The organism is Paracoccus bogoriensis (assembly GCF_019431455.1).
GTDB lineage: Bacteria > Pseudomonadota > Alphaproteobacteria > Rhodobacterales > Rhodobacteraceae > Paracoccus > Paracoccus bogoriensis.
Genome location: NZ_JAHYSR010000008.1, coordinates 1 through 20,743 on the forward strand (window position 1 = coordinate 1; position 20,743 = coordinate 20,743).

Annotated in this window: 21 protein-coding genes; 9 read left to right on the top strand and 12 right to left on the bottom strand. The window is 67.3% G+C overall.

From position 1 onward, the window contains the following. Positions 1–184: 184 nt before the first annotated feature. The 4 genes from KY389_RS05355 to KY389_RS05370 all read right to left on the bottom strand — a co-directional run bounded on the left by KY389_RS05355 (position 185) and on the right by KY389_RS05370 (position 4,153). A complete protein-coding gene (locus KY389_RS05355) occupies positions 185–793 on the bottom strand; it encodes a protein-methionine-sulfoxide reductase heme-binding subunit MsrQ (protein WP_219829823.1) in 609 nt (202 codons plus the stop codon). After that, positions 790–1,698: a protein-methionine-sulfoxide reductase catalytic subunit MsrP gene (gene msrP / locus KY389_RS05360; protein WP_219829824.1), complete on the bottom strand. Its 909-nt coding sequence runs from the start codon at positions 1,696–1,698 to the stop codon at positions 790–792. The genes KY389_RS05355 and msrP overlap by 4 nt, the downstream gene beginning before the upstream one ends. 113 nt (positions 1,699–1,811) lie before the next feature. Continuing rightward, positions 1,812–3,860 carry a DNA helicase RecQ gene (gene recQ / locus KY389_RS05365; protein WP_219829825.1) on the bottom strand — a complete coding sequence of 683 codons (2,049 nt, stop codon included), beginning with the start codon at positions 3,858–3,860 and terminating at the stop codon, positions 1,812–1,814. After that, positions 3,860–4,153: a YggT family protein gene (locus tag KY389_RS05370; RefSeq protein ID WP_219829826.1), complete on the bottom strand. Its 294-nt coding sequence runs from the start codon at positions 4,151–4,153 to the stop codon at positions 3,860–3,862. Before KY389_RS05370 ends, recQ begins: the two co-directional genes overlap by 1 nt. A 175-nt stretch (positions 4,154–4,328) precedes the next feature. Here KY389_RS05370 and KY389_RS05375 point away from each other — a divergent pair, with 175 nt between their 5' ends. The 5 genes from KY389_RS05375 to KY389_RS05395 all read left to right on the top strand — a co-directional run bounded on the left by KY389_RS05375 (position 4,329) and on the right by KY389_RS05395 (position 8,740). Further along, positions 4,329–4,886: an acyl-CoA thioesterase gene (locus tag KY389_RS05375; RefSeq protein WP_219829827.1), complete on the top strand. Its 558-nt coding sequence runs from the start codon at positions 4,329–4,331 to the stop codon at positions 4,884–4,886. A gap of 42 nt (positions 4,887–4,928) precedes the next feature. Continuing rightward, complete coding sequence (locus tag KY389_RS05380) at positions 4,929–6,317, top strand: MFS transporter (RefSeq protein ID WP_219829828.1); 1,389 nt, start codon at positions 4,929–4,931, stop codon at positions 6,315–6,317. Further along, positions 6,314–7,174, top strand: coding sequence for a penicillin-insensitive murein endopeptidase (gene mepA, locus KY389_RS05385; RefSeq protein WP_219829829.1), 861 nt, complete (start codon positions 6,314–6,316; stop codon positions 7,172–7,174). The genes KY389_RS05380 and mepA overlap by 4 nt, the downstream gene beginning before the upstream one ends. Continuing rightward, positions 7,147–8,052 (top strand): esterase-like activity of phytase family protein, encoded by a 906-nt coding sequence (locus KY389_RS05390; RefSeq protein WP_219829830.1) that lies wholly within the window; start codon positions 7,147–7,149, stop codon positions 8,050–8,052. The genes mepA and KY389_RS05390 overlap by 28 nt, the downstream gene beginning before the upstream one ends. A 91-nt stretch (positions 8,053–8,143) precedes the next feature. Next, positions 8,144–8,740, top strand: coding sequence for a queuosine precursor transporter (locus tag KY389_RS05395; RefSeq protein ID WP_219829831.1), 597 nt, complete (start codon positions 8,144–8,146; stop codon positions 8,738–8,740). Positions 8,741–9,053: 313 nt separating this feature from the next. Here the strand turns inward: KY389_RS05395 and KY389_RS05400 are convergent, their stop codons facing one another. Beyond that, the gene (locus KY389_RS05400) at positions 9,054–10,235 is read right to left on the bottom strand and encodes an acetyl-CoA C-acyltransferase family protein (protein WP_219829832.1); all 1,182 of its coding nucleotides are present in this window, start codon (positions 10,233–10,235) and stop codon (positions 9,054–9,056) included. Positions 10,236–10,385: 150 nt separating this feature from the next. On the opposite strand from KY389_RS05400, the gene KY389_RS05405 reads away from it, so the two are divergent. Both KY389_RS05405 and KY389_RS05410 read left to right on the top strand, forming a co-directional pair. After that, the gene (locus KY389_RS05405; RefSeq protein ID WP_219829833.1) at positions 10,386–10,754 is read left to right on the top strand and encodes a winged helix-turn-helix domain-containing protein; all 369 of its coding nucleotides are present in this window, start codon (positions 10,386–10,388) and stop codon (positions 10,752–10,754) included. Positions 10,755–10,857: 103 nt separating this feature from the next. Then, entirely contained in the window at positions 10,858–11,439 is a 582-nt protein-coding gene (locus KY389_RS05410; RefSeq protein WP_219829834.1) for a transglycosylase SLT domain-containing protein, read from the top strand. A gap of 3 nt (positions 11,440–11,442) precedes the next feature. On the opposite strand, the gene KY389_RS15285 is transcribed toward KY389_RS05410, so the two are convergent. From KY389_RS15285 to KY389_RS05430, 5 genes are all read right to left on the bottom strand, one after another. Then, the gene (locus tag KY389_RS15285) at positions 11,443–12,624 is read right to left on the bottom strand and encodes a BaiN/RdsA family NAD(P)/FAD-dependent oxidoreductase (RefSeq protein ID WP_343222906.1); all 1,182 of its coding nucleotides are present in this window, start codon (positions 12,622–12,624) and stop codon (positions 11,443–11,445) included. After that, the gene (gene holA / locus KY389_RS15290) at positions 12,621–13,649 is read right to left on the bottom strand and encodes a DNA polymerase III subunit delta (RefSeq protein WP_246587974.1); all 1,029 of its coding nucleotides are present in this window, start codon (positions 13,647–13,649) and stop codon (positions 12,621–12,623) included. The genes KY389_RS15285 and holA overlap by 4 nt, the downstream gene beginning before the upstream one ends. Positions 13,650–13,652: 3 nt before the next feature. Beyond that, the gene (gene lptE, locus KY389_RS05420; RefSeq protein WP_219829836.1) at positions 13,653–14,138 is read right to left on the bottom strand and encodes an LPS assembly lipoprotein LptE; all 486 of its coding nucleotides are present in this window, start codon (positions 14,136–14,138) and stop codon (positions 13,653–13,655) included. Then, positions 14,125–16,665 carry a leucine--tRNA ligase gene (gene leuS, locus KY389_RS05425; RefSeq protein WP_219829837.1) on the bottom strand — a complete coding sequence of 847 codons (2,541 nt, stop codon included), beginning with the start codon at positions 16,663–16,665 and terminating at the stop codon, positions 14,125–14,127. Before leuS ends, lptE begins: the two co-directional genes overlap by 14 nt. 84 nt (positions 16,666–16,749) lie before the next feature. Continuing rightward, entirely contained in the window at positions 16,750–17,232 is a 483-nt protein-coding gene (locus KY389_RS05430) for a DUF3576 domain-containing protein (protein WP_219829838.1), read from the bottom strand. Between the two features lie 155 nt (positions 17,233–17,387). On the opposite strand from KY389_RS05430, the gene KY389_RS05435 reads away from it, so the two are divergent. Next, complete coding sequence (locus KY389_RS05435) at positions 17,388–18,437, top strand: porin (RefSeq protein WP_219829839.1); 1,050 nt, start codon at positions 17,388–17,390, stop codon at positions 18,435–18,437. Positions 18,438–18,505: 68 nt separating this feature from the next. Then, positions 18,506–19,159: a YggS family pyridoxal phosphate-dependent enzyme gene (locus KY389_RS05440; RefSeq protein ID WP_219829840.1), complete on the top strand. Its 654-nt coding sequence runs from the start codon at positions 18,506–18,508 to the stop codon at positions 19,157–19,159. On the opposite strand, the gene KY389_RS05445 is transcribed toward KY389_RS05440, so the two are convergent. Together KY389_RS05445 and ribA are read right to left on the bottom strand one after the other, a co-directional pair. Beyond that, entirely contained in the window at positions 19,156–19,641 is a 486-nt protein-coding gene (locus KY389_RS05445) for a L,D-transpeptidase family protein (RefSeq protein WP_246587975.1), read from the bottom strand. The two genes, KY389_RS05440 and KY389_RS05445, sit on opposite strands and share 4 nt — an antisense overlap. A gap of 11 nt (positions 19,642–19,652) precedes the next feature. Then, positions 19,653–20,711 (bottom strand): GTP cyclohydrolase II, encoded by a 1,059-nt coding sequence (gene ribA / locus KY389_RS05450; protein WP_219829842.1) that lies wholly within the window; start codon positions 20,709–20,711, stop codon positions 19,653–19,655. Positions 20,712–20,743 lie beyond the last annotated feature (32 nt).

Below are 20,743 nucleotides of genomic sequence, written 5' to 3' on the forward strand. Positions count from 1 at the left end.
TCCCAGAATTCCCGCCAGTCCAGCACCCCAAAGCGCCACCCCAGCACCGTCAGCGTCCCCGCCTTCGGTGAAGCGGTAAATAGGCGCACCAAACAGAAGACGCAAGCGGGTTTGCACAAAAAAATGCATCCCCGGCGCATAAAAATTTTAACGGTTTGTTTTTATTGTGTATTATATGATACCATCACGCAGATCGTCCCCGCGTCCGGGGAATCGCAACTCTCAGGACAAGCAACGCGACAATCAGAGAGGTCCAGACAAGCGGCGCCATCTCATTGACCTTGACCGCCCAGAGCCAATGCATCCCCGCCAGCACGGCGGCCGGATAGACAAGCCGATGCAGATTTCTCCAAGCCCTCGCGCCCATACGCCGGAGCGACAGGTTGTTCGAGGTCACGCCAAGTGCGAAGATCGCCACGAAGGACAACATCCCGAACAGCAGATAGGGGCGCTTGACGATGTCGCGGCCCATCTGGCCCCAGAGCAGGCCCATATCGATCACCGCCCAGCTCAGCACATGGGCCGCAGCGTATCCGAAACACAGAACGCCGATGGCGCGGCGAAAGCGCATCAGCGACACTCCGGTCAGGCGCAGCAGCGGCGTCACCGCCAACCCGGCGACCAGAAGGTAAAATGCCGTGCGGCCAAGCCGGTGCTCGATGGTCTGAACGGGATCGACGCCAAGGTTGTTCGTCGCCGCGTCGAATACCAGCAGCGCAAAGGGAATCGTGCCAAGCACCCAGACCAGCGGCACCGGCACCCGGCGCAGCCTGTCATTCAAGTCGCGGATCAATAATTTACCCTCAGATCCATACCCGCATAGAGCGAGGCAACCTGATCGGCATAGCCGTTGAACATCAGTGTCGGCTCGCGCCCGGCGAAAAGCCCCGCGCCAATGCGGCGGTGGGTCGCCTGACTCCAGCGCGGGTGATCGACCTGGGGGTTCACGTTGGCATAAAAGCCGTATTCGCCTGGCTGCATCTGCTGCCAGGTGTTCATCGGCTGGTCTTCGCGCAGGTTGATCCGCACGATCGACTTGATCGACTTGAAGCCGTATTTCCACGGCACAACCAGCCGGATCGGAGCGCCGTTCTGATTCGGCATGGCCTGACCGTAGAGCCCGGTGGCCAGAATCGTCAGCGGATGCATGGCCTCGTCGATGCGCAGCCCTTCACGATAGGGCCAATCAAGGATCGGGCGCCGCTGGCCGGGCATCTCTTCGGGCCGCAGAAGCGTCTCGAATTCGACGTATTTCGCGGAGGGCCTCAGCCCTGCCCGGTTCAGGACCGAAGCCAGCGGCACGCCGATCCACGGCACCACCATCAACCAGGCCTCGACGCAGCGCAGCCGGTAGATGCGTTCCTCCAGCGCATTCTCGGGGGCCAGATCCTCGACGCCGTAGCGACCGGGGCGTTCGACAAGCCCGGTGATCTCGACCGACCAGGGGTCGGTGGTCAGGGCAGCGGCATTGCGGGCGGGGTCGTCCTTGCCCGTGCCGAATTCATAGAAATTGTTGTAGTTCGTGATCTCTTCGAAGCTGTTGGGCGCCTCGTCAGTCGAGAGAGGCGAGGGACGGGCCGTCAGGGCTTGGGCCTGGGCCTGCCCGCCGAGTGCCAGCGCGGCGGCGCTGCCTGCCATGAACGCACGGCGGTTGAGATACATCCACTGCGGGGTGACGTCAGACCAGCTCAGTTTCATCGCATCCTCCGATCGGGGTCGGCGCAGGGGCCTCGGCCGACCATTGCACAAGATACGCAGGCCATGCGCGCGGCGATGCATCACGATCCCTTGACGGAGGTCACAATGGCCGATCAATCTGCGGCGACGATCTCGGCAAGGAAAGCATCCGCGAAACGCCGCAGGCGCGCCTCGTCCAGATGACGCGCCAGCGCGTCCAGGCTGTCGGGCCGCGCCTCGGCGATGCGGCGGATCTGGGCGGTCGAGCAGCTCAGCGGTTTCTCTGTCCCGTCCGCGCCGCGTTGCAGCCTGGATTGAGCAGCGATCAGCCGGTCGAACAGCGCGCCCTCGGGGCGGCCCGCCAGCGCGCGGCGCGCCGGATGCATCTGCGCCGGTTCGCCCGCGATCACCTCCAGAAAGGCCTGACCATAGCGTTCCAGCTTCCTGGCGCCGACGCCGACGATCCGGGCCATCTGGTCCAGATCGCGGGGCCGACGCTCGGCCATCTCGACCAGGGTGCGGTCGGGAAAGATCACATAGGCCGGCACGCGCGCGGCCTCGGCCAGCGCCCGGCGACGGGCCTTCAGCGCGGACAGAAGCGGCTCGTCCTCTTCCGAGACCTGGGCGCGCAGGACATTCGCCGCCTTGGTGCGGGTCGTGTCCTGGCGCAGCGTGACGCTGGTCTCGCCACGCAGCACGGGATGGGCGGCCTCGGTCAGATGAAGCGCGCCATGGCGCTCGGGATCGGGGCGGCAGAGATCCAGCCCCATCATCTGCCGGAAGATCGCTTGCCACTGACCGCGCCCATGCTCGCGCCCGACCCCGAAGGTCGGCAACTGGTCATGCCCGCGTTCGCGCACCTTCTCGGTGGTCGTCCCGGTCAGGATGTCGATCAGATGGCCGGTGCCGAACCACTCGCCCGTCCGCAACATGGCCGACAGCGCCTTGCGCACCGCCATCGTGCCGTCGAACAGCTTCGGCGGCGTCTGGCACAGGTCGCAATTGCCGCAGTCCTCGGCCAGTTCTTCGCCGAAATAGGCCAGCAGGCGGCGGCGGCGGCAGCCCGTGGCCTCGGCCAGACCCAGCAGCGCGTTCAGCCGCGCGTGATCGGCCGATTTGCGGGCGGGCTCGGCCAGGCTCTCGTCGATCTGGCTGCGGCGCAGACGGATATCGTCGGGGCCGTAAAGCGTCAGCGTGTCCGCCGGATCGCCGTCGCGGCCGGCGCGGCCGATCTCCTGATAATAATTCTCGATCGATTTGGGCAGGTCGGCATGCAGCACCCAACGGATGTCGGGCTTGTCGATCCCCATGCCAAAGGCGATGGTCGCCACGACGATCAGCCCGTCCTCGCGCTGGAACCGCACCTCGGCCTTGCGCCGGGCCTCGGCCTCGAGGCCGGCGTGATAGGCGATGGCCGGGTGGCCCGCCTCGCGCAGGGCCTGCGCCAGCGTCTCGGTCCGCGCGCGGGCGCCGCAATAGATGATTCCCGACTGCCCGCGCCGCGCGGCGACATAGGACAGGACTTGACGGCGCGGACTGTCCTTGGGCTGAAAGGCCAGCCGGATATTGGGACGGTCGAAGCCGCGCAGGAAGGTCAGCGGCTCGGCGCCACCGAACAGACGCGAGACGATCTCGGCCCGTGTCTCGGCGTCGGCGGTCGCCGTGAAGGCGGCCAGCGGCACGTTCAGCGCCCGCTTGAGATCGCCGATCCGCAGATAATCGGGGCGAAAGTCGTGCCCCCACTGGCTGATGCAATGCGCCTCGTCAACCGCGATCGCGGTCACGCCCGCCCGCCGCAGAAGCGAGACCGTCCCGCCCGAGGCCAACCGCTCGGGCGCCATGTAGAGCATCTTGATCTGGCCCGCCGCGATGGCCTGAAAGACGGCCTCGGTCTCGGCCTCGGTATTGCCGCTGGTCAGCGCGCCCGCCTCGACCCCCGCCTCGCGCAGGGCGCGCACCTGGTCGCGCATCAGCGCAATCAGCGGCGAGATCACCACCGTCACGCCGTCGCGCATCAGCGCGGGCAACTGGTAGCACAGCGACTTGCCGCCGCCCGTGGGCATGATGGCCAGCACGTCGCGCCCCTTGGCCACGGCCTCGACAATCTCCTGCTGGCCGGGGCGAAAGCCGTCAAAGCCCCAGACCTGCCGCAGCAGATCACCCGAAGAAAGGTCGCGCGCCATCAATAGCCGTAGAAGAAAGCCGCGTTGTTTGCCAGCGCGCTGCGGGCAATGATGATGATGACAAAAACCACCAGCGGCGCCAGATCCAGCCCGCCCGTATTGGGCAGCATGTTGCGGATCGGCTGATAGATCGGTTCAAGCAGACGGTTCAGCCCGTCCCAGATCTGCGCGACCAGCGGCTGGCGCAGGTTCAGGACCTGGAAATTGATCAGCCAGGACATGATGATGTGGACGATCATCACGAACCACATGATCTGAAGGATCAGTTGCAAGGCTTGATACAGCGTGACCATCCGCGTTCCCCGTCATCCTGTCTGCGGCCCCCTGGCCTGTCCTGCCCCTGTATGGACGCGCGATTCGACCGGCGCAACCCGATGAGCAACCCGGTGCGACCGCCTGCCGCCGCGTCTGGGTTGACGCCCGCGTGATCCGGGGCCACCACGGGCGCGAACAGCGAAAGGGCCGCCGATGTATCCTCTGATCCGTTTTGCCAAGGAGATGTTGAAATACCGTAAAGCGCCGCGACTCGGCCCGCTGGACGCGCATGTTTCCACGCATCTCTGCTGGCCCTGGGATCTGGACCCCTGGTGGGAGCTGAACAACGGCCGCACCCTGACGCTGTTCGATCTGGGCCGCATCCCGCTGGTCAGTCGGACCGGGCTGATCCCCGTCCTGAAGGAACGCGGCTGGGGCATCACGGTGGCGGGCAACTCGACGCGCTACCGGCGGCGCATCCGCGCATTCGACCGTTTTACCATGGTCTCGCGGCTGGTCGGGTGGGATCACCGCTTCGTCTATATGGAGCAGTCGATGTGGCGCGGGGGCGAATGCTGCAATCAGGTGCTGATCCGCTCTGCCGTGACCTCGAAACAGGGCATCGTCGCCCCGGCCGAGGTGATGGCGGCGCTTGGCCACCCGACTGACAGCCCGCCCTTGCCCGACTGGATCGCCGCCTGGATCGAGGCCGACGCCCTGCGCCCCTGGCCGCCCTTTGGCCCCGCACAAACGAAAGGCTTGCCAGCCTGACGGCGTGCTGCCCTTATGGCGCCGGGCGTCCAAGGGGGGAAGATGCGGCAAGAGCTTGATCGCAAGCGGATCTGGGGCTGGTGGTTCTTTGACTGGGCCAGCCAGCCCTATCACACGCTGCTGTTGACTTTCATCTTTTCGATCTACTTCGCCGAGGTGGCGCAGCGCCATTTCATCGCCATGGGCGAAAGCGCCACGATCGCAGGCGCGCAGGCGCAGGCGCTGTGGGGCTACGGGCTGGCGATCAGCGGGGCGATCATCGCGGTCTTTGCCCCGATCCTGGGCGCCATCGCCGATACGTCAGGTCGGCGGATGCCGTGGATCTGGGCTTTTTCGGGGCTTTACGTCATCGGCTCGGCCGGTCTGTGGTGGCTGATGCCCACCCAGCCCGCGCTGGTTCAGGCGGTGGTGCTGTTCGGTATCGGCCTGATCGGCGTCGAATTCGCCACGATCTTCGCCAATGCTCAGCTGCCCGGCCTTGCCCCCAAGGCCGAAATCGGGCGTATATCCGGGTCGGGCTACGCCTTCGGCTATCTGGGCGGGGTCGTCGCGCTGGCGCTGATGCTGGCGCTGTTCGCCGAAACGCCCGGAGGCCGCACGCTGGCGGGCATCCCGCCCCTGTTCGGTCTGGACCCGGCCCTGCGCGAGGGCACGCGCTTTGTCGGCCCCTTCACCGCGATCTGGTATGCGGTCTTCATGATTCCCTTCTTCCTGTGGGTGCGCGAACCTTCAGGTGCCGGGCGGCCCGTGCGGGTCGGGGCGGCGCTGGCGGAGCTTTGGTCGCTGATCCGCAGCCTCAGGCACCGGCGCAGCCTTGCGGCCTGGCTGGCCTCGTCGATGTTCTCGCGCGATGCGCTGAACGCGCTTTACGGCTTTGGCGGGGTCTATGCGGGCACGGTGCTGGGCTGGCCGGTCTTTCTGGCCGGGGTCTTCGGTGTCATCAGCGCAATCTCGGCCGCGATCATCAGTTGGCTGGGCGGCAAGGCTGACCGGCGCTTTGGTCCGCGCGCGGTCATCATCGCCTCGATCCTTGCACTATCGGCGGTCTGCACGCTGCTGATCGGGATGGACCGCAGCTCGGTCCTGGGTATCGCCACCCCCGACCCGATCCTGGCCGGGCTGCGGCTGCCCGATCTGATCTTCTTTGCCTGCGGCGCGGTGATCGGCGGGGCGGGCGGCGCGCTGCAGGCCGCAAGCCGCACGATGATGGTGCGCCACACGACCGAGGACCGCGCGACCGAGGGCTTTGGCCTCTATGCGCTGTCGGGCAAGGTCACGGCCTTTCTGGCGCCCTTCCTGATCGCCGTGACGACCGATATCAGCGGCAGCCAGCGCATCGGCTTCCTGCCGCTGATCGTGATCTTCCTGCTGGCCCTGCTTCTGCTAATGTGGGTGAACCCCGAAGGAGAGGCAGAGGGACCGCGCCCATGAAACATTTGCTGAAAGCCGCCGCGCTGGTGCTTGGGCTTGCCGCCCCGGCCAGCGCCGATCCTCTGGCCAAGGACGTGTTCGGCGCGTTCCGCACCCCCTCGCAGGGGCCTGCCGTCTCGATCGGCTTCTATTCGCAAGGCTGCGCCCAAGGCCTGGTGCAGATGCCCGAAAGCGGGCCAAGCTGGCAGTCGATGCGGCTGTCGCGTGACCGCCACTGGGGCCATCCGGTGATGATCGACTTCCTGCAGGGCCTGTCGCGCGCCGCGCAGCAGGCCGGGTGGCAGGGCCTCTATATCGGCGACATCAGCCAGCCGCGCGGCGGGCCGATGACCTCGGGCCATGCCAGCCACCAGATCGGGCTGGATGCCGACATCTGGATGCTGCCGCCGCCCTCGCTGACGCTGAGCCGCCAGCAGCGCGAGACCATCTCGTCGGTCTCGGTCGTGGCCCCAGGCGGGCTGGGGTTGTCGCAGCACTGGACAACCGGACATTTCCTGATCATGCGTGCCGCCGCCCGTGATCCGCGGGTTGAACGCCTGCTGGTCGATCCGGTGGCCAAGGTCGCCATGTGCCAGATGGAGACGGGCGACCGATCCTGGCTGCGCAAGGTGCGCCCGATCAACAATCACGACCACCATTTCCACATCCGGCTGTCCTGCCCGCAGGGCTCGATCTGCCGGACGCAGGATCCGCCCCCGCCCGGCGACGGCTGCGCCGAGGCGCAGGAATGGATCAACAACCGCGCCAACCCCTCGCGCGCCCCTGCCGCAAGGCCGGACCCCGATTACCGGCATCCCCGCACCTATCGGATGAGCGAGCTTCCCCAGCAATGCCAGATCGTCGCCAACTCGCCCTGATCCTGATCGCGCTGGCCGCCCCTGCCGGGGCCGAGCCGGTGGCGCAGCATCTGGCAACCCATATCTGGCGCCATGACGACCCGCAATTCGGCGGCTTTTCGGGCATCGAGATCACCGGGGACGGCACGCGCTTTCACGCGCTGACCGACCGGGCGCATCTGTTCACCGGCCGGATCGACCGCGACGCGGCCGGCCGCATCATCGCGCTGCATGTCGAGGACCGCGCCCATCTGTCCGATCGCCACGGCACGCCCCTGCCCGCCGGGCATCTGGGCGACAGCGAGGGTCTGGCCCTCGCGCCCGACGGGCGGGTCTGGGTCAGCTTCGAGGGCCTGCACCGAATCGTAGGCTACGGCGATCCGCATGGCCCCTCGGACCCGCTGCCCCGCCCGCCGGTCCTGCCGGGCATGAGCGCGAATGCCGGGTTCGAGGCGCTGGCCCTGCGTGAGGACGGGACGCTGGTGATCGTGCCCGAGCGATCCGCCAGCGCAACGACTCCCTTTACCGTGCTGGCCTTCCGGGATGGCGCATGGTCGGAAATGACGCAGATCCGGCGCGACGGGAACTGGCTGCCGGTGGGCGCCGATTACGGCCCCGACGGCCGGTTCTATCTGCTTGAACGCGATTTTCTGGGCCCTCTGGGCTTCCGGTCGCGGCTGCGCAGCATGGTGCTGGATGCGGAAGGGCCGCAGGACGAGCATATCCTGATCGAAAGCGCGCCGATGCAGTTCGACAATCTCGAGGGTGTGTCGGTCTGGGGCAGCCCCGAGGATCTGCGCGTCACGATGATTTCGGACGACAATTTCCTGTTCCTGCAACGGACCGAGGTTGTCGAATACCGCATCACCCGAAGCGACCGGCAGGCGCAGGGGAATTGACAGGCCGGGCAGACAGGGCGTAAGCGCGCCCTGCCCCGCCGCCGCCCGTGCGGGGCCGAGTTCTCCGCCACCTTGTAAAACGGACCCCCAGATGAACCGCTTCCTGCCCGGCATCCTTGCCATGGCCGCCATCGTCGTGGCCTCGAACATCCTTGTGCAATTCGTGGTCGGCGACTGGCTGACCTGGGGTGCCTTCACCTATCCGCTGGCCTTTCTGGTCACGGATGTCATGAACCGTGTCTATGGCCCCTCGGCCGCGCGCCGCGTCGTGCTGGCGGGATTCGTCACCGGCGTCGCCTGCTCGCTGGTCGCCGCCGGTTTCCAGGCAACGACCCTGCGAATCGCCATCGCCTCGGGGACGGCCTTCCTGATCGCGCAATTGCTGGATGTGGCGGTCTTCGACGCACTTCGCGGCGGGCGCTGGTGGCGGGCGCCCCTGGCCTCGACCATCGTGGGATCGACGGTGGACACGGCGCTGTTCTTCACCATCGCATTCGCGGCCTTCCTGCCCGCCGACGCCAATACGGGCTGGGCAAACGAGGCCGTTCCGCTGCTTGGCTACGGACCGGTCAGCGCGCTGTGGATTTCGTTGGCAAGTGCCGACTGGCTGGTCAAGCTTGGTCTGGCACTACTTGCCCTTGTGCCCTTTCGTCTATTTGTCCGCAATTTGTTGCGGTCTGAAACATAATGGCAATTGACTGACGGGGAATCTGTGGCACCCTGAAATTCCAACGGCAATCTTTTGAAAGGAGGTGGTCCAGTGTCGAGAGTGATATTGGAGAGAGGTGTCGGAACAGTCAGGGGGGCCGTGGCCTGAGGGCAGCCCCGAGGGTCGTAAACCCTGATTGGGACCGGACGGATTTCTTCCATCCCTAACCGGACCATCTCCGTGGAACTCGCGGGCCGTCCCATCGGGACGGCCCGTCCAGTTCCGACCCATGCGAAACCGCGCCGCCCGAACGCCGGCCGGGGCGCGCATGGCCCCGACCGGCATCGCGACGTCAGATCCGCTCGATGGCCAGCGCGATGCCCTGACCGCCGCCGATGCACATGGTGATCAGCGCACGCCGCCCGCCGATCCGCTCCAGTTCATACAGGGCCTTGATCGCAATGATCGCGCCCGTCGCGCCCACCGGATGGCCAAGCGCGATCGCCCCGCCATTGGGGTTCACCCGCGCCGGGTCCAAGCCCAGCCCCTTGGTCACGGCCAAGGCCTGCGCGGCAAAGGCCTCGTTCGATTCGATCACGTCGAAATCGGCGGCCTTCAGACCGGTCTGCTCAAGCAATTGCTCGACCGCGGGAACGGGACCGATGCCCATGACTTCGGGGCGCACGCCTGCCACGGCATAGCCCAGGATCCGGGCGCGCGGCGCCAGGCCCGCAGCCTCGGCCGCATCGCGCCGTGCCAGGACCAAGGCCGCCGCGCCGTCATTGATGCCGCTGGCATTGCCTGCCGTCACGCTGCCCCCCTTCTGGAAAACCGGCTTCAGCGCGGCCAGCTTCTCCAGCGTGGTGTCCTTGGGATGCTCGTCGGTGTCGAAGGCGACGATACCCTTGCGCGACTTGATCTCGACCGGGACGATTTGCTCGCGGAAATGGCCCGCTGCGATGGCCGCCGCCGCCCGGCGCTGCGATTCCAGCGCGAATTCGTCCTGCTGCTCGCGCGAGATGTCATGCTCTGCGGCAACATTTTCGGCGGTGACGCCCATGTGGCCGGTGCCCATCGGGCAGGTCAGCGCGCCGGTCATCATGTCCAGCATCACCTGATCGCCCATCCTGGCGCCGAATCGCGCCGAGGGAACCGCATAGGGCGACCGGCTCATGCATTCCGCCCCGCCCGCCACGGCGAATTGCGCATCGCCCAGCATCAGCGACTGCGTGGCCGAGACGATGGCCTGCACACCCGACCCGCAAAGCCGGTTCACGTTCATCGCGGGGACGGTGTGCGGGATGCCCGCATTCAGCATCGCCACGCGGCTCAGATACATGTCGCGGGGTTCGGTGTTGATGACATGGCCGAACACCACCTGTCCGACCTTTTCTGGGGCAAGGCCCGCGCGCTCCAGCGCGGCGCGGGTGACGGTGGTCGCCAGATCAATGGGCGGGGTGCCCGCAAGGCTGCCGCCAAAGCCGCCGATGGCGGTGCGCGCACCGGACAGGATCACGATTTCGGATGCAGACATCATAGCCTCCTCTCAGGGTGGCGACAGCATAGAAGCCCCGCATCCTGCGGCAAGTCGCAGCCGATGTGCCGTTGCGGAATCGGCGGAAATTGCGTTCCCCGCACGGGATCGCTATGGTCACGGGGAATAACGCCATCAGCCGAGGCTCCGATGTCCGCTTCCACCCCCCGACTGCGCATCAAGCTGCGCCTGGAATATGACAGCCCGCTGATCCTGGGGCCGGGCAAGGCCGAGTTGCTGGCCCGGATCGGCCGCCTGGGCTCGATCTCGGCCGCCGCGCGCGAGATGGGGATGAGCTACAAGCGCGCCTGGACCCTGGTCGAAGAGATGAACACCGCCTTTGCCGATCCCGTGATCGACAGTGCGCGCGGCGGGGCGGGCGGCGGCGGCGCCCGGGTGACGCCGACCGGGCAGGAGGTGCTGCGCCATTACCGCGCGCTTGAGACGCTGTTGCGCGAGGCGGGGGCCGAAAATCTGCGCGCGCTGAACGCGCTGCTTCGCCCCGAAAGCGCCGCCTGATCCGACCGGCGGGCGCCCGCCCATTCCGGCTTTGTGATTTCAAAGCCTCGTGTTTTCCGCTAATACTGCGGGAAAACGACACGAAACGCAGCACGAGGGCAGGATGAACAGGCTTCTGAAGCTGGCCATTGTCGCGCTTGTCGCGTCATGCGGCGGCGGAAACTTCAGCGCTCCGCGTCAGCTTGACAATGCATGTGCCATCGCGGCCGAGCGTCCCGCCTATATGCGTGCCATGCGCGCGACCGAGCGCAAGTGGGGCGTGCCGGTGCATGTCCAGATGGCCACGATGTATCAGGAATCGAAGTTCATCGGCGATGCGCGCACCCCGCATCAATACGCGCTTGGCGTGATCCCCATCGGTCGCCAAAGCAGCGCCTTCGGCTATTCGCAAGCTCTGGACGGCACCTGGGAGGAATATCAGAGGGCCACCGGCAACCGCCGCGCCCGACGCGACAACATTCGCGATGCCACCGATTTCATGGGCTGGTACATGCATGGCAGCCAGCAGCGCCTTGGTCTGTCCAAGCACGATGCCGGGCGGCAATACCTGGCCTATCACGAGGGTCGCAGCGGCTATGCGCGGGGCAGTTACAATCAGAAGCCCTGGCTGATCCGGGTCGCAGGCCAGGTCAGCCAGCGTTCGGAAATGTATCGCCAGCAACTGGCCGCCTGCCGCCGGGCCTGATCGTCAGGCCGGCGGCGTCTGAAGTCGTGCCGCCGCCGCAAGGCCCGCCCTGCGACCGCTGGCCAGGCAGCCGGTCAGCAGATAGCCACCGGTCGGCGCCTCCCAGTCCAGCATCTCGCCCGCCACGAAAACGCCGGGCAGGGCTTTCAGTTCAAGCCCAGGACCAAGCGCGTCGGCGATGACACCCCCGGCCGAGGAAATCGCGCGATCCAGCCCCATCGGCCCCGCAAGCTGCATCGGCAGCGCCTTGGTCCGCGCGGCCCAGCCAGGCGCGTCCTGGGGCTGCGGCCTGCCCCATTCCATCAGCAGTGCCGCGCGCACCGGATCGCCCAGAACGCGACGCAGCCAGTTGCCGACCGACAGCCGCCCGCGCGGACGAGCAAAGCGCCGCGCCAGCGCGGCCAGGTCCAGGTCGGGCGCCAGATCCAGCAGCGGCTCTGCGCCGTCACGAATCGCGGCAGCGACAGCATAGACGCCGCCTCCCTCGATTCCCGCCCGCGCGATCACCCATTCGCCGCGGCTGACCTGCGCCCCGGCACGGATCGCCACGCCCTTGACCGCAGCGCCGAAATGCCGCGCCATCGCGGGCGACCAATCCACCCGGAAACCCATATTGGCGGGGCGGAAAGGCGCAACCGGGACACCGGCGGCCTCCAACAGCCCCCGCCATGCGCCGTCCGAACCCAGCCTGGGCCAGCTTGCCCCGCCCATGGCCAGCACCGCGACACGCGGGCGCACCAGCACCGGCCCCTCGGGTGTGGCAAAGCGAAAGCCGTCACCGATCGCCTTCAGCCGCCAGCGGCGGTTCAGGACGACGCCCCCCGCTTCCAGCCGCGCAAGCCATGCCCGCAGCAGCGGCGAGGCCTTCATGCCGACCGGAAAGACCCGCCCCGTCGATCCCGTGAACAGGGCGATGCCCAAGCCCTCGGCCCAGGCCCTGACCTGATCCGGGCCGAACCCGTCCAGCACGCCCGCGGCACTGCCCGAAAAGGCCGTGCGAAAGGCTGGCGCAGGCTCGTCCCTGGTCAGGTTCAGCCCCGACTTGCCCGCCATCAGGAACTTGCGCGCGGGCGAGGGCATGGCTTCGGCCACCAGCACGCGGCGCCCCGGCGCCATCAACGTCTCGGCCGCCATCAGCCCGGCAGGACCGGCGCCCACGACCAGCGCATCGACCGCAAGGCTCACCGCCGCCCCCGAGGCCGCATCGCCAGCCGCAGCAGCGCGCGCTCGACCAGCGGCATCTGCGGCGCGCGGGTCGAGGATCTCAGCGTCAGGTCCAGCGTCAGCAGCGCCCGGATGGCCTCTTCCAGCGGGCCGAGGCCCCAGCCCTGCGCCTGCCGCACCATGCGGTCGCGGCGCGGGCCGTAGATCGGGGGCCGCGCCCGCGACAGCGCGACCGCAGGCCCGGCCGGATCGGCCGCCGCCAGATGCAACGCGCGGAAATGGCGCAGCGCGGCAACGCAGATCGAGACCGGCGCCAGACCCTGCGCCGAGATCCGCCGCATCAATGCGCCGAATTCGGCCTCGCGGCGTTCGGCGACGGCGTGGATCAGTTCGTCCAGATCCGCCTCGATCGTGGCGGGGGCCATCAGGGCGATTTCGTCCGGTGTCAGGGGCGAGGGGTCGCCATGCTTGTAAAGCCCGATCTTTTCGATCGTCTGGCGCAGATCGCCGGGGTCCAGCGCGCGGGCCAGGACCAGCATCTCGCGCATGGCATCGCGCGGCACCTCGCGCAGACCGGCATCGGACAGCCAGCGCGCGATCTCGTCCTCGCCGGGGGGGTCGTCGTAGATCGGCGCGCAGATCGCCTGACCATGCGTCTCGAACAGCTTTCGCAGCGCCGAGGATTTTGCCAGCGCCCCCGCGGTCATCACGATCACCGCATCGCCCGCGCGCCATCCCTCCAGTGCGGCACGCACCGCATCCGCCGCGCCGTCGGGCGCGTCCTCGACCAGCACGACGCGCGGGCCGGGAAAGAACCCCACCTCGCGCACCGCGTCCAGCAACTGGGCGGGATCCTTCTTCAGCCCGGCCCCTGCCATGCGGGTCAGGCGCATCTCTTCGTCGGCACGCTCGCCGACCAACGCCCTGACGGCCTCGGCCCGCTTCATCGCAACGCGCATCGCGTCCTGCCCATGGATCAGCAGACCCGGCCGCGACGGGTCAGGCCGGGCCAGATAGCGCGCGATCTCGGCCCCTTTCAGCAGCATCGCTCAGCCCGGCAGGGTGCGGGCAGCGGCCAGAAGCCGCGTGACCACCTGATCGGCCATCATCAGGGCCAACCGCTCGCGCGCGTCGCCCTCGGCCGCCAGGGTCGAAATGGTCGTCCCGGTCGTCGAATAAGAGGTGAAACTGCTGACGCGGCCCTGCGTCAGCACCGCGCCGTCCGGCCCGGTCAGGGCGAAATCGGCGGTGCCGTTCAGCGAATAACGGGTCGTGATCTCGTCCGGCGTGATCGCCTGAGACGTGACGCCGACGCTGATCCGGTAATCCAGATCGTAGATCGCCATGTCATCGGGGCCCAGCCTCTCGGCCAGCCGGCGGTTGAACACGAAATCCAGCGGCGTGTCCGGGTCGCGCGGTCGGACCTTGCCGAACAGGCGGTTGCCGCCCCCGCCCGGGCCATGGACTGGCTGCAATCCGCAACCGGCCATGGCCAGCAAGCCAAGAATCAGCGCCCGACGGTCAGGCGACCACATTGACGATCCGCCCCGGCACCACGATCAGCTTCCTGGGCGCCGCGCCGTCCAGGAAACGTTGCACCGTCTCGTCGGCCAGGACCAGCGCCTCGACTTCTTCCCTGGGCATGTCCCTGGGCACCGCAATCTCGGCCCGGCGCTTGCCGTTGATCTGGATGGGCAACGTCACGGTATCATCCTCCAGCAAGGCCGGATCGGCCTGTGGCCAGGGCGCGTCCACGACCATCCCCTGCCCGCCCGATATCGCCCAGACCTCCTCGGCCAGATGCGGCACCATCGGCGCCATCAGCTGCGCCATGATGCGCAGCACGGCGCGGCGCGCCTCGCCCCCGGCCGGCGACTTGCCGACCGCATTGGCCAGCTCGTAGAGCCTGGCGACCGCCTTGTTGAAGGCAAAGCCCTCGATGGCCTTCGTGACATCCGCGATGGCGCGATGCGCGGCGCGGGTCAGGGCGGGGTCGTCGCCGCCCTCGGCCGGAGCCTCCTCGGCCAGGCGGAAGACGCGGGCCAGGAATTTCGCTGCGGCCTCGGCCCCGGCGGCGGTCCATTCCACGTCGCGTTCGGGCGGGCTGTCGGACAGCATGAACCAGCGCGCGGTGTCGGCGCCGAAGCGGCTGACGATGTCCACCGGATCGACGACGTTCTTCTTGGATTTCGACATCTTGGCCGAGGGGATGACCTCGACGGGGGTGCCGTCCGCCAGCTTCCCGTCCTTCACGTCCTCGGGGAGGTGATAGACCGGACGGCCGCGATCGTCGGTGGTCTTGTAGATTTCGTGCGTGACCATCCCCTGGGTGAACAGCGCGTTGAAGGGCTCCTTCGCCGTCTCGGGCAGGTGGCCGGTCCTGACCATCGCCCGGGCGAAGAATCGGGAATAGAGCAGGTGCAGGATCGCGTGTTCGATCCCGCCGATATACTGGTCCACGTTCATCCAGTAATCGGCCTCTGCCCGGTCGGTGGGCGTATCCGCATGGGGCGAGGTGAAGCGGGCGTAGTACCAGCTGCTGTCAACGAAGGTGTCCATCGTGTCGGTCTCGCGCCGGGCGGCGTTTCCGCAGACAGGGCATGGCACCTGCCGCCAGCTGGGATGGCGGTCCAGCGGGTTGCCGGGCAGGTCGAAGGTCACGTCCTGCGGCAGCAGCACGGGCAGGTTCTGCTTTTTCTCGGGGACGGTGCCGCAGGCGTCGCAATGGACGACCGGGATCGGACAGCCCCAGTAGCGTTGGCGCGAGATGCCCCAGTCTCGCAGGCGGAACTTGGTCACGCCCTCGCCATAGCCCTGCGCCTCGGCATGGGCGATGGCGGCGTCCACCGCGGCCTCGCCGGTCTGATCGGCCGCACCGGCAAATCCGCGCACATAGGTGACGACCTCTGTCCTGGCGGGCACGAAGGGTGCCTTTGCCACCAGCGCGTCGGCCTGATCCTGCGTCATTCCGCGTTCGCCGAAGGTGGCGCGGATGGGCAAGCCGTATTTCGTGGCGAATTCGTGGTCGCGGGCGTCATGCGCGGGCGAGCCGAAGATCGCGCCGGTGCCGTAATCCATCAGCACGAAGTTCGCGATCCAGATCGGCAAGTGCCACTCCGGGTCCAGCGGATGGCGCACTGTCAGCCCGGTATCCAGGCCCAGCTTCGGCGCGGTCTCGATGGCCTCTTCGGTCGTGCCGATCCGGCGACATTCCTCGCGGAAAGCCTCGATCTCGGGGCGCGAGGCAGCCAGTTCCCTGGCCAGCGGATGATCCGGCGACAAGGCGACGAAGGACGCGCCCATCAGTGTGTCGGGGCGGGTCGTATAGACCTCGATCGTCTCGTGGCCGGCGGGCGCATCGACGGTCTGGAAGCGGAACTGAAGGCCGCGCGACTTGCCGATCCAGTTGGCCTGCATCAGGCGCACCTTTTCCGGCCAGCCCTTCAACCCCTCCAGCGCCTCCAGCAATTCGTCCGAATACTCGCTGATCCTGAAAAACCACTGCGTCAGTTCGCGCCGCTCGACCGGCGCGCCCGATCGCCAGCCCTTGCCGTCGATCACCTGCTCGTTGGCCAGCACGGTCATATCGACCGGATCCCAGTTCACCTGCGCCGACTTGCGGGTGACAAGCCCTGCTTCCAGCATGTCCAGAAACAGCGCCTGCTGCTGGGCCACATAGGCGTCGTCGCAGGTGGCGAATTCGCGGCTCCAGTCGATGGACAGGCCCAGGGGCTTCAACTGCTCGCGCATGGTGGCGATATTGGCATAGGTCCAGTCGCGAGGATGACCGCCCTGTTCCATCGCGGCGTTCTCGGCGGGCATTCCGAAGGCGTCCCAGCCCATCGGATGCAGCACGCTGAACCCTTGGGCACGCTTGAAGCGCGCCACCACGTCGCCCATCGTATAGTTGCGGACGTGCCCCATATGGATGCGCCCCGAGGGATAGGGAAACATCTCCAGCACGTAGTATTTCGGGCGGTCGTCGCGGGTGGCGGTAAAGCTGCCGGCCTCGGCCCAGGCCTTCTGCCATCGGGCTTCGCTGGTGGCGGGATCATAGGGCATCGGGAACCTCGGGCATCATTCGTTGCCCGCAGGGTTTATACGCCCCGCCGCAGCGGGTCCAGATGCGCCCGCCGCGTTCGGTCGCTACAGCCGTCCGTCGCGCAGACGCAACTGGCGCGCGCGGGTCAGGATCGCATCCTCGACCGCGCGGACGGTGCCGGGTTCGACCGCGGCGCCACCCGGGCCTTGCAGCGACAGCCGCAGGCTGCGCGCGTCCAGCGCTGGATCGGTGATATGGATTGTCGCACGATAGGCGCGCCCCCCGCCGGGAGGCGTGCCGAAGCCCGTCTGGATCACCCCGGTGAAAGGGTCCACCGTCTGCACGGGCAGGAAGTTCAGAACCTCGAGGCTGGCATTCCACAGATACTTGTTCACCCCGATGGTCGCGTTGAGATCCTCGGACCGGCCGAACACGTCCTGGATGCGCGTCCCGCGCAGGGCGGGGCGCATGTCGGGCTCGTTCAGGGCAGCCTCGGTCGTCGAGGCATTGCGGGCGCCGCCGCAGGCAGCAAGACCCGCCATCAGCATGGTGGCCATTGTCAGGCGCGCAATGCGTGCAGGTGTCATGCCATCCCCCGGCTGTTGCTTGTGGGCCAAGCATTAGACCGGATCGGCGGTGCAAAACAAGCGCCTTGCCCTGTCGAAGGCAAGGGCGGGGCCTGCCGCAAGGCCGCCAAGGATCAAGGACGCAATCGCAGGTGTGGCCCTTGTGCATCACAGAAATGACCAAAGAAATCAGCGCAAACCTGATTCCGTTGCATCACAAGTCCGAAAGGAGGAAACAAACAGCATACCCAGGGCGGGATCGCCGGCTTGGGCACCAGAGAGACAAGAGGGAACACACCATGAAAAAGGCTCTTATCGCCTCCACCGCGCTGGTCCTGTCGGCCGGTGTCGCCGCGGCCGACGTGAAATTCTCGGGCTTCGCCCGCACCGGTCTGGACTTTGTCGAGAACCGCGCCAACGGCACCCAGCAAGAGACCCAGATCCAGTCGCGCGTCCGTCTGAACGTGCTGGCCACCAACTCGACCGACCAGGGCGTTGATTTCGGCGCCCGCCTGCGCTTCCAGTGGGATCAGGGCCAGCCGGAACTGAACCGCTTCGCTCCCGGCCAGATCTACGTGACCGCCAGCGGCCTGACCGTGTCGGTCGGCAACGTCGGCACCGCCTTCGACAGCGCCAACCTGCTCTACGCGTCGGAAATCGGTATCTTCGACCGCTCGCTCGGCAACCCCTCGGGCGATTTCTTCGCCTATTCGACCGGCGGCTACGGCGCCAACAACAACCGCGTCGGCATCGCCGCGACCTATGCGGTTGACGCTCTGACCGCCCGCATCTCTTATGTGAACACCGACCAGGCTTCGCTGGCCGGCGGCGATGAAGAGATCGGCGTCTCGGTCGATTACAAGATGGACGGTATCGCCCTGTCGGCCGCCGCTGTCATGGACGGCGCTGGCATCGACGGCAACGACCAGTATTTCCTGGGCGCCGCCTACACCCTGCCGGGCACCGAGAACACCGTGGGTCTGAACTGGATCGACAACGGCGACGCTGACAGCACCACCATCACGCTGTATGGCGAGTTCGAAGTTGCTCCGCTGACCACCGTCAAAGGCTATGTCGCCAACAACGACGCGGCCGACAACGCCACCGACATCGCTTATGGCATCGGCGGCAAGTACGACCTGGGCGGCGCCTACCTGGCCACCGCGATCCACCGCAACTACAACAAAGACATCATCGCCGACTTCGGTGTGCGCTTCAACTTCTGATCCCACGATCAGCGGTTACGGAAAGAGCGGGCCTTGCGCCCGCTCTTTTCTTTTTGTCTTGTGCAGACATGGGACTGGATGACATCAGGCGCCGCATCCGGGCGGCCGAACAACAGGCCGGGCGCGCGCCCGGCAGCGTGACGCTGATCGCGGTCAGCAAGGTGCAGCCCGCCGCGCGGGTGCAGGCCGTGCTGGACCAGGGCCACCGTGTCTTTGGCGAAAACTACGTCCAGGAAACCCAAGGCAAGTGGCCGGCGTGGCGCGTCCGCTATCCGGATGTCTCGCTCCACATGATCGGCCCGCTCCAGTCGAACAAGACGCGCGCGGCGGTCGGCCTGTTCGACGCGATCCATACGCTGGATCGGATGACGCTGGCTCGCAAGCTGGCGCAGCATTGCGCGGAACAGGGCCGCCAGCCGCAATTGTTCGTCCAGGTCAATACCGGGGACGAGCCGCAGAAGGCCGGGATCCTGGCCGACGAATTGCCCGGCTTCCTGCGCCAATGCCGCGATCTGGGCCTGTCGCCCGAGGGGCTGATGTGCATCCCGCCCGAGGGTCTGGACCCGCTGCCCCATTTCCGCCTGCTGCGGCGGCTGGCCCAGGATAATGGCCTGGCCCTTCTGTCCATGGGGATGAGCGCCGATTTTGAGACCGCCATCGCCGAGGGCGCGACCCATGTGCGCGTCGGCTCGGCGATCTTCGGGGCGCGCGATTACGGCTAGGGCCGGCAACTGACGATCAGCACCGTCCCCGGCACCGCGCGGGCCGCGATCCACAGCAGATGCGGGCGGGCAAAGGCGATGCAACCCTCGGTCCCGAAGCGGGGCCTGCGCCATTGATGCAGGAAGATCGCCGAGCCCCGGCCCGGCATCCCCGCCTGATTCCAGTCGGTCGTCAGGATCAGGTCGTATAGCGGATCGGCCCGGCGCAGGCGTTCATGGCTGGCCGACAGCGGGGCGCGAACATGGCGGTTGTAAGCCGGATGGCCCGGATCGTCGCACCACAGATCGCCCGGCCCGATGGGCCGCGCCCAAGGCGCCGGCGGCGGCAGGCGGTCGGGACGATACCACAGCCCGGTGATGCGGTGGCGTCCCTCGGGGGTCGCGCCATCGCCCTCGCGCTTGGTGGCGCTGATGCCCCCCTTGCCGATGGCGCAGGGAAAGAGCCGCCCGCGAAAACGCAGCCCGGCTGGCGTCAGGACCATGTCCTCGGCCCTCACAGCAGGTGGCCAGATTTCTGCGCCTTGACGGCCAGATAGCCCTGATTATGCGGGTTCTGCGGCACGATCAGCGGCACACGTTCGGCCACGTCGATGCCGTGGCCCTGCATCATCGCCACCTTGCGCGGGTTGTTCGTCATAAGCCGCACAGCCCGAAAGCCCAGCCGTCGCAACAGGGCGGCGCCGATGCGAAAGTCACGCTCGTCATCCTCGAAGCCAAGGCGGTGATTGGCCTCGACGGTATCGAAGCCCTGATCCTGCAGGTCATAGGCGCGCATCTTGTTGGCCAGCCCGATGCCCCGACCTTCCTGATTGAGATAGAGCAGCACGCCGGCCCCGGCCTGCCCCATCGCACTGAGCGCGGCCTGAAGCTGCGGGCCGCAATCGCATTTCAGGCTGCCCAGAACGTCGCCGGTGAAACAGGCCGAATGCAACCGCGCCAGAACCGGGGTGTCGCGGGGGGGATCGCCGATCTCGACGGCGTAATGCTCTTCGCCGCCATTGTCGGGGCGAAAGACATGCAGGCGCGACCGTTCCGAAGCGATGATCGGCACGCGGGCGGCGGCGACCGGGGCCAGCGCGGCCTCTTGCGACAATTGCGCCATCAGGGGCGCGGTCGGCAGGCGGGTCAGACCTTCGACCGGGGCGGCAGGAACCATGACGACGGCAGGCAGAAGCTGCGCCGATTTCGTCAGCGCCAGCGCGGCACGGTGATCGGTGGCATCGCCCTCGCGCGCGGTGAAAAGCGGCCCCTTCATCGCGCGACGCAGATCATGGGCCGGATCGGCCAGCGCGCGCAGCCAGGCCAGATCGGCCTTGGGCGGCAGGATCACGCGCGCAAGCCCCGCATCATAGGCACGCGCCTTCAGCGTCTGCGCCCGCCGCTCGGTCAGGACCAGCACAGCGGGCCCAAGCGCACGCAAATCGGCCAGGCGCGCCGCCGACAGGGTTTCGGCCGCTGCGGCAACGTGGCTGCCCACCATCACGGGCAGACCCATCCGCAGGTCGGCGCGGGCGCGGGCCACGATTTCGGCAAGGGTCGGGATCAGGCTCATGCGGGCGCTTTCTGAAACAATCCGAAACAAAA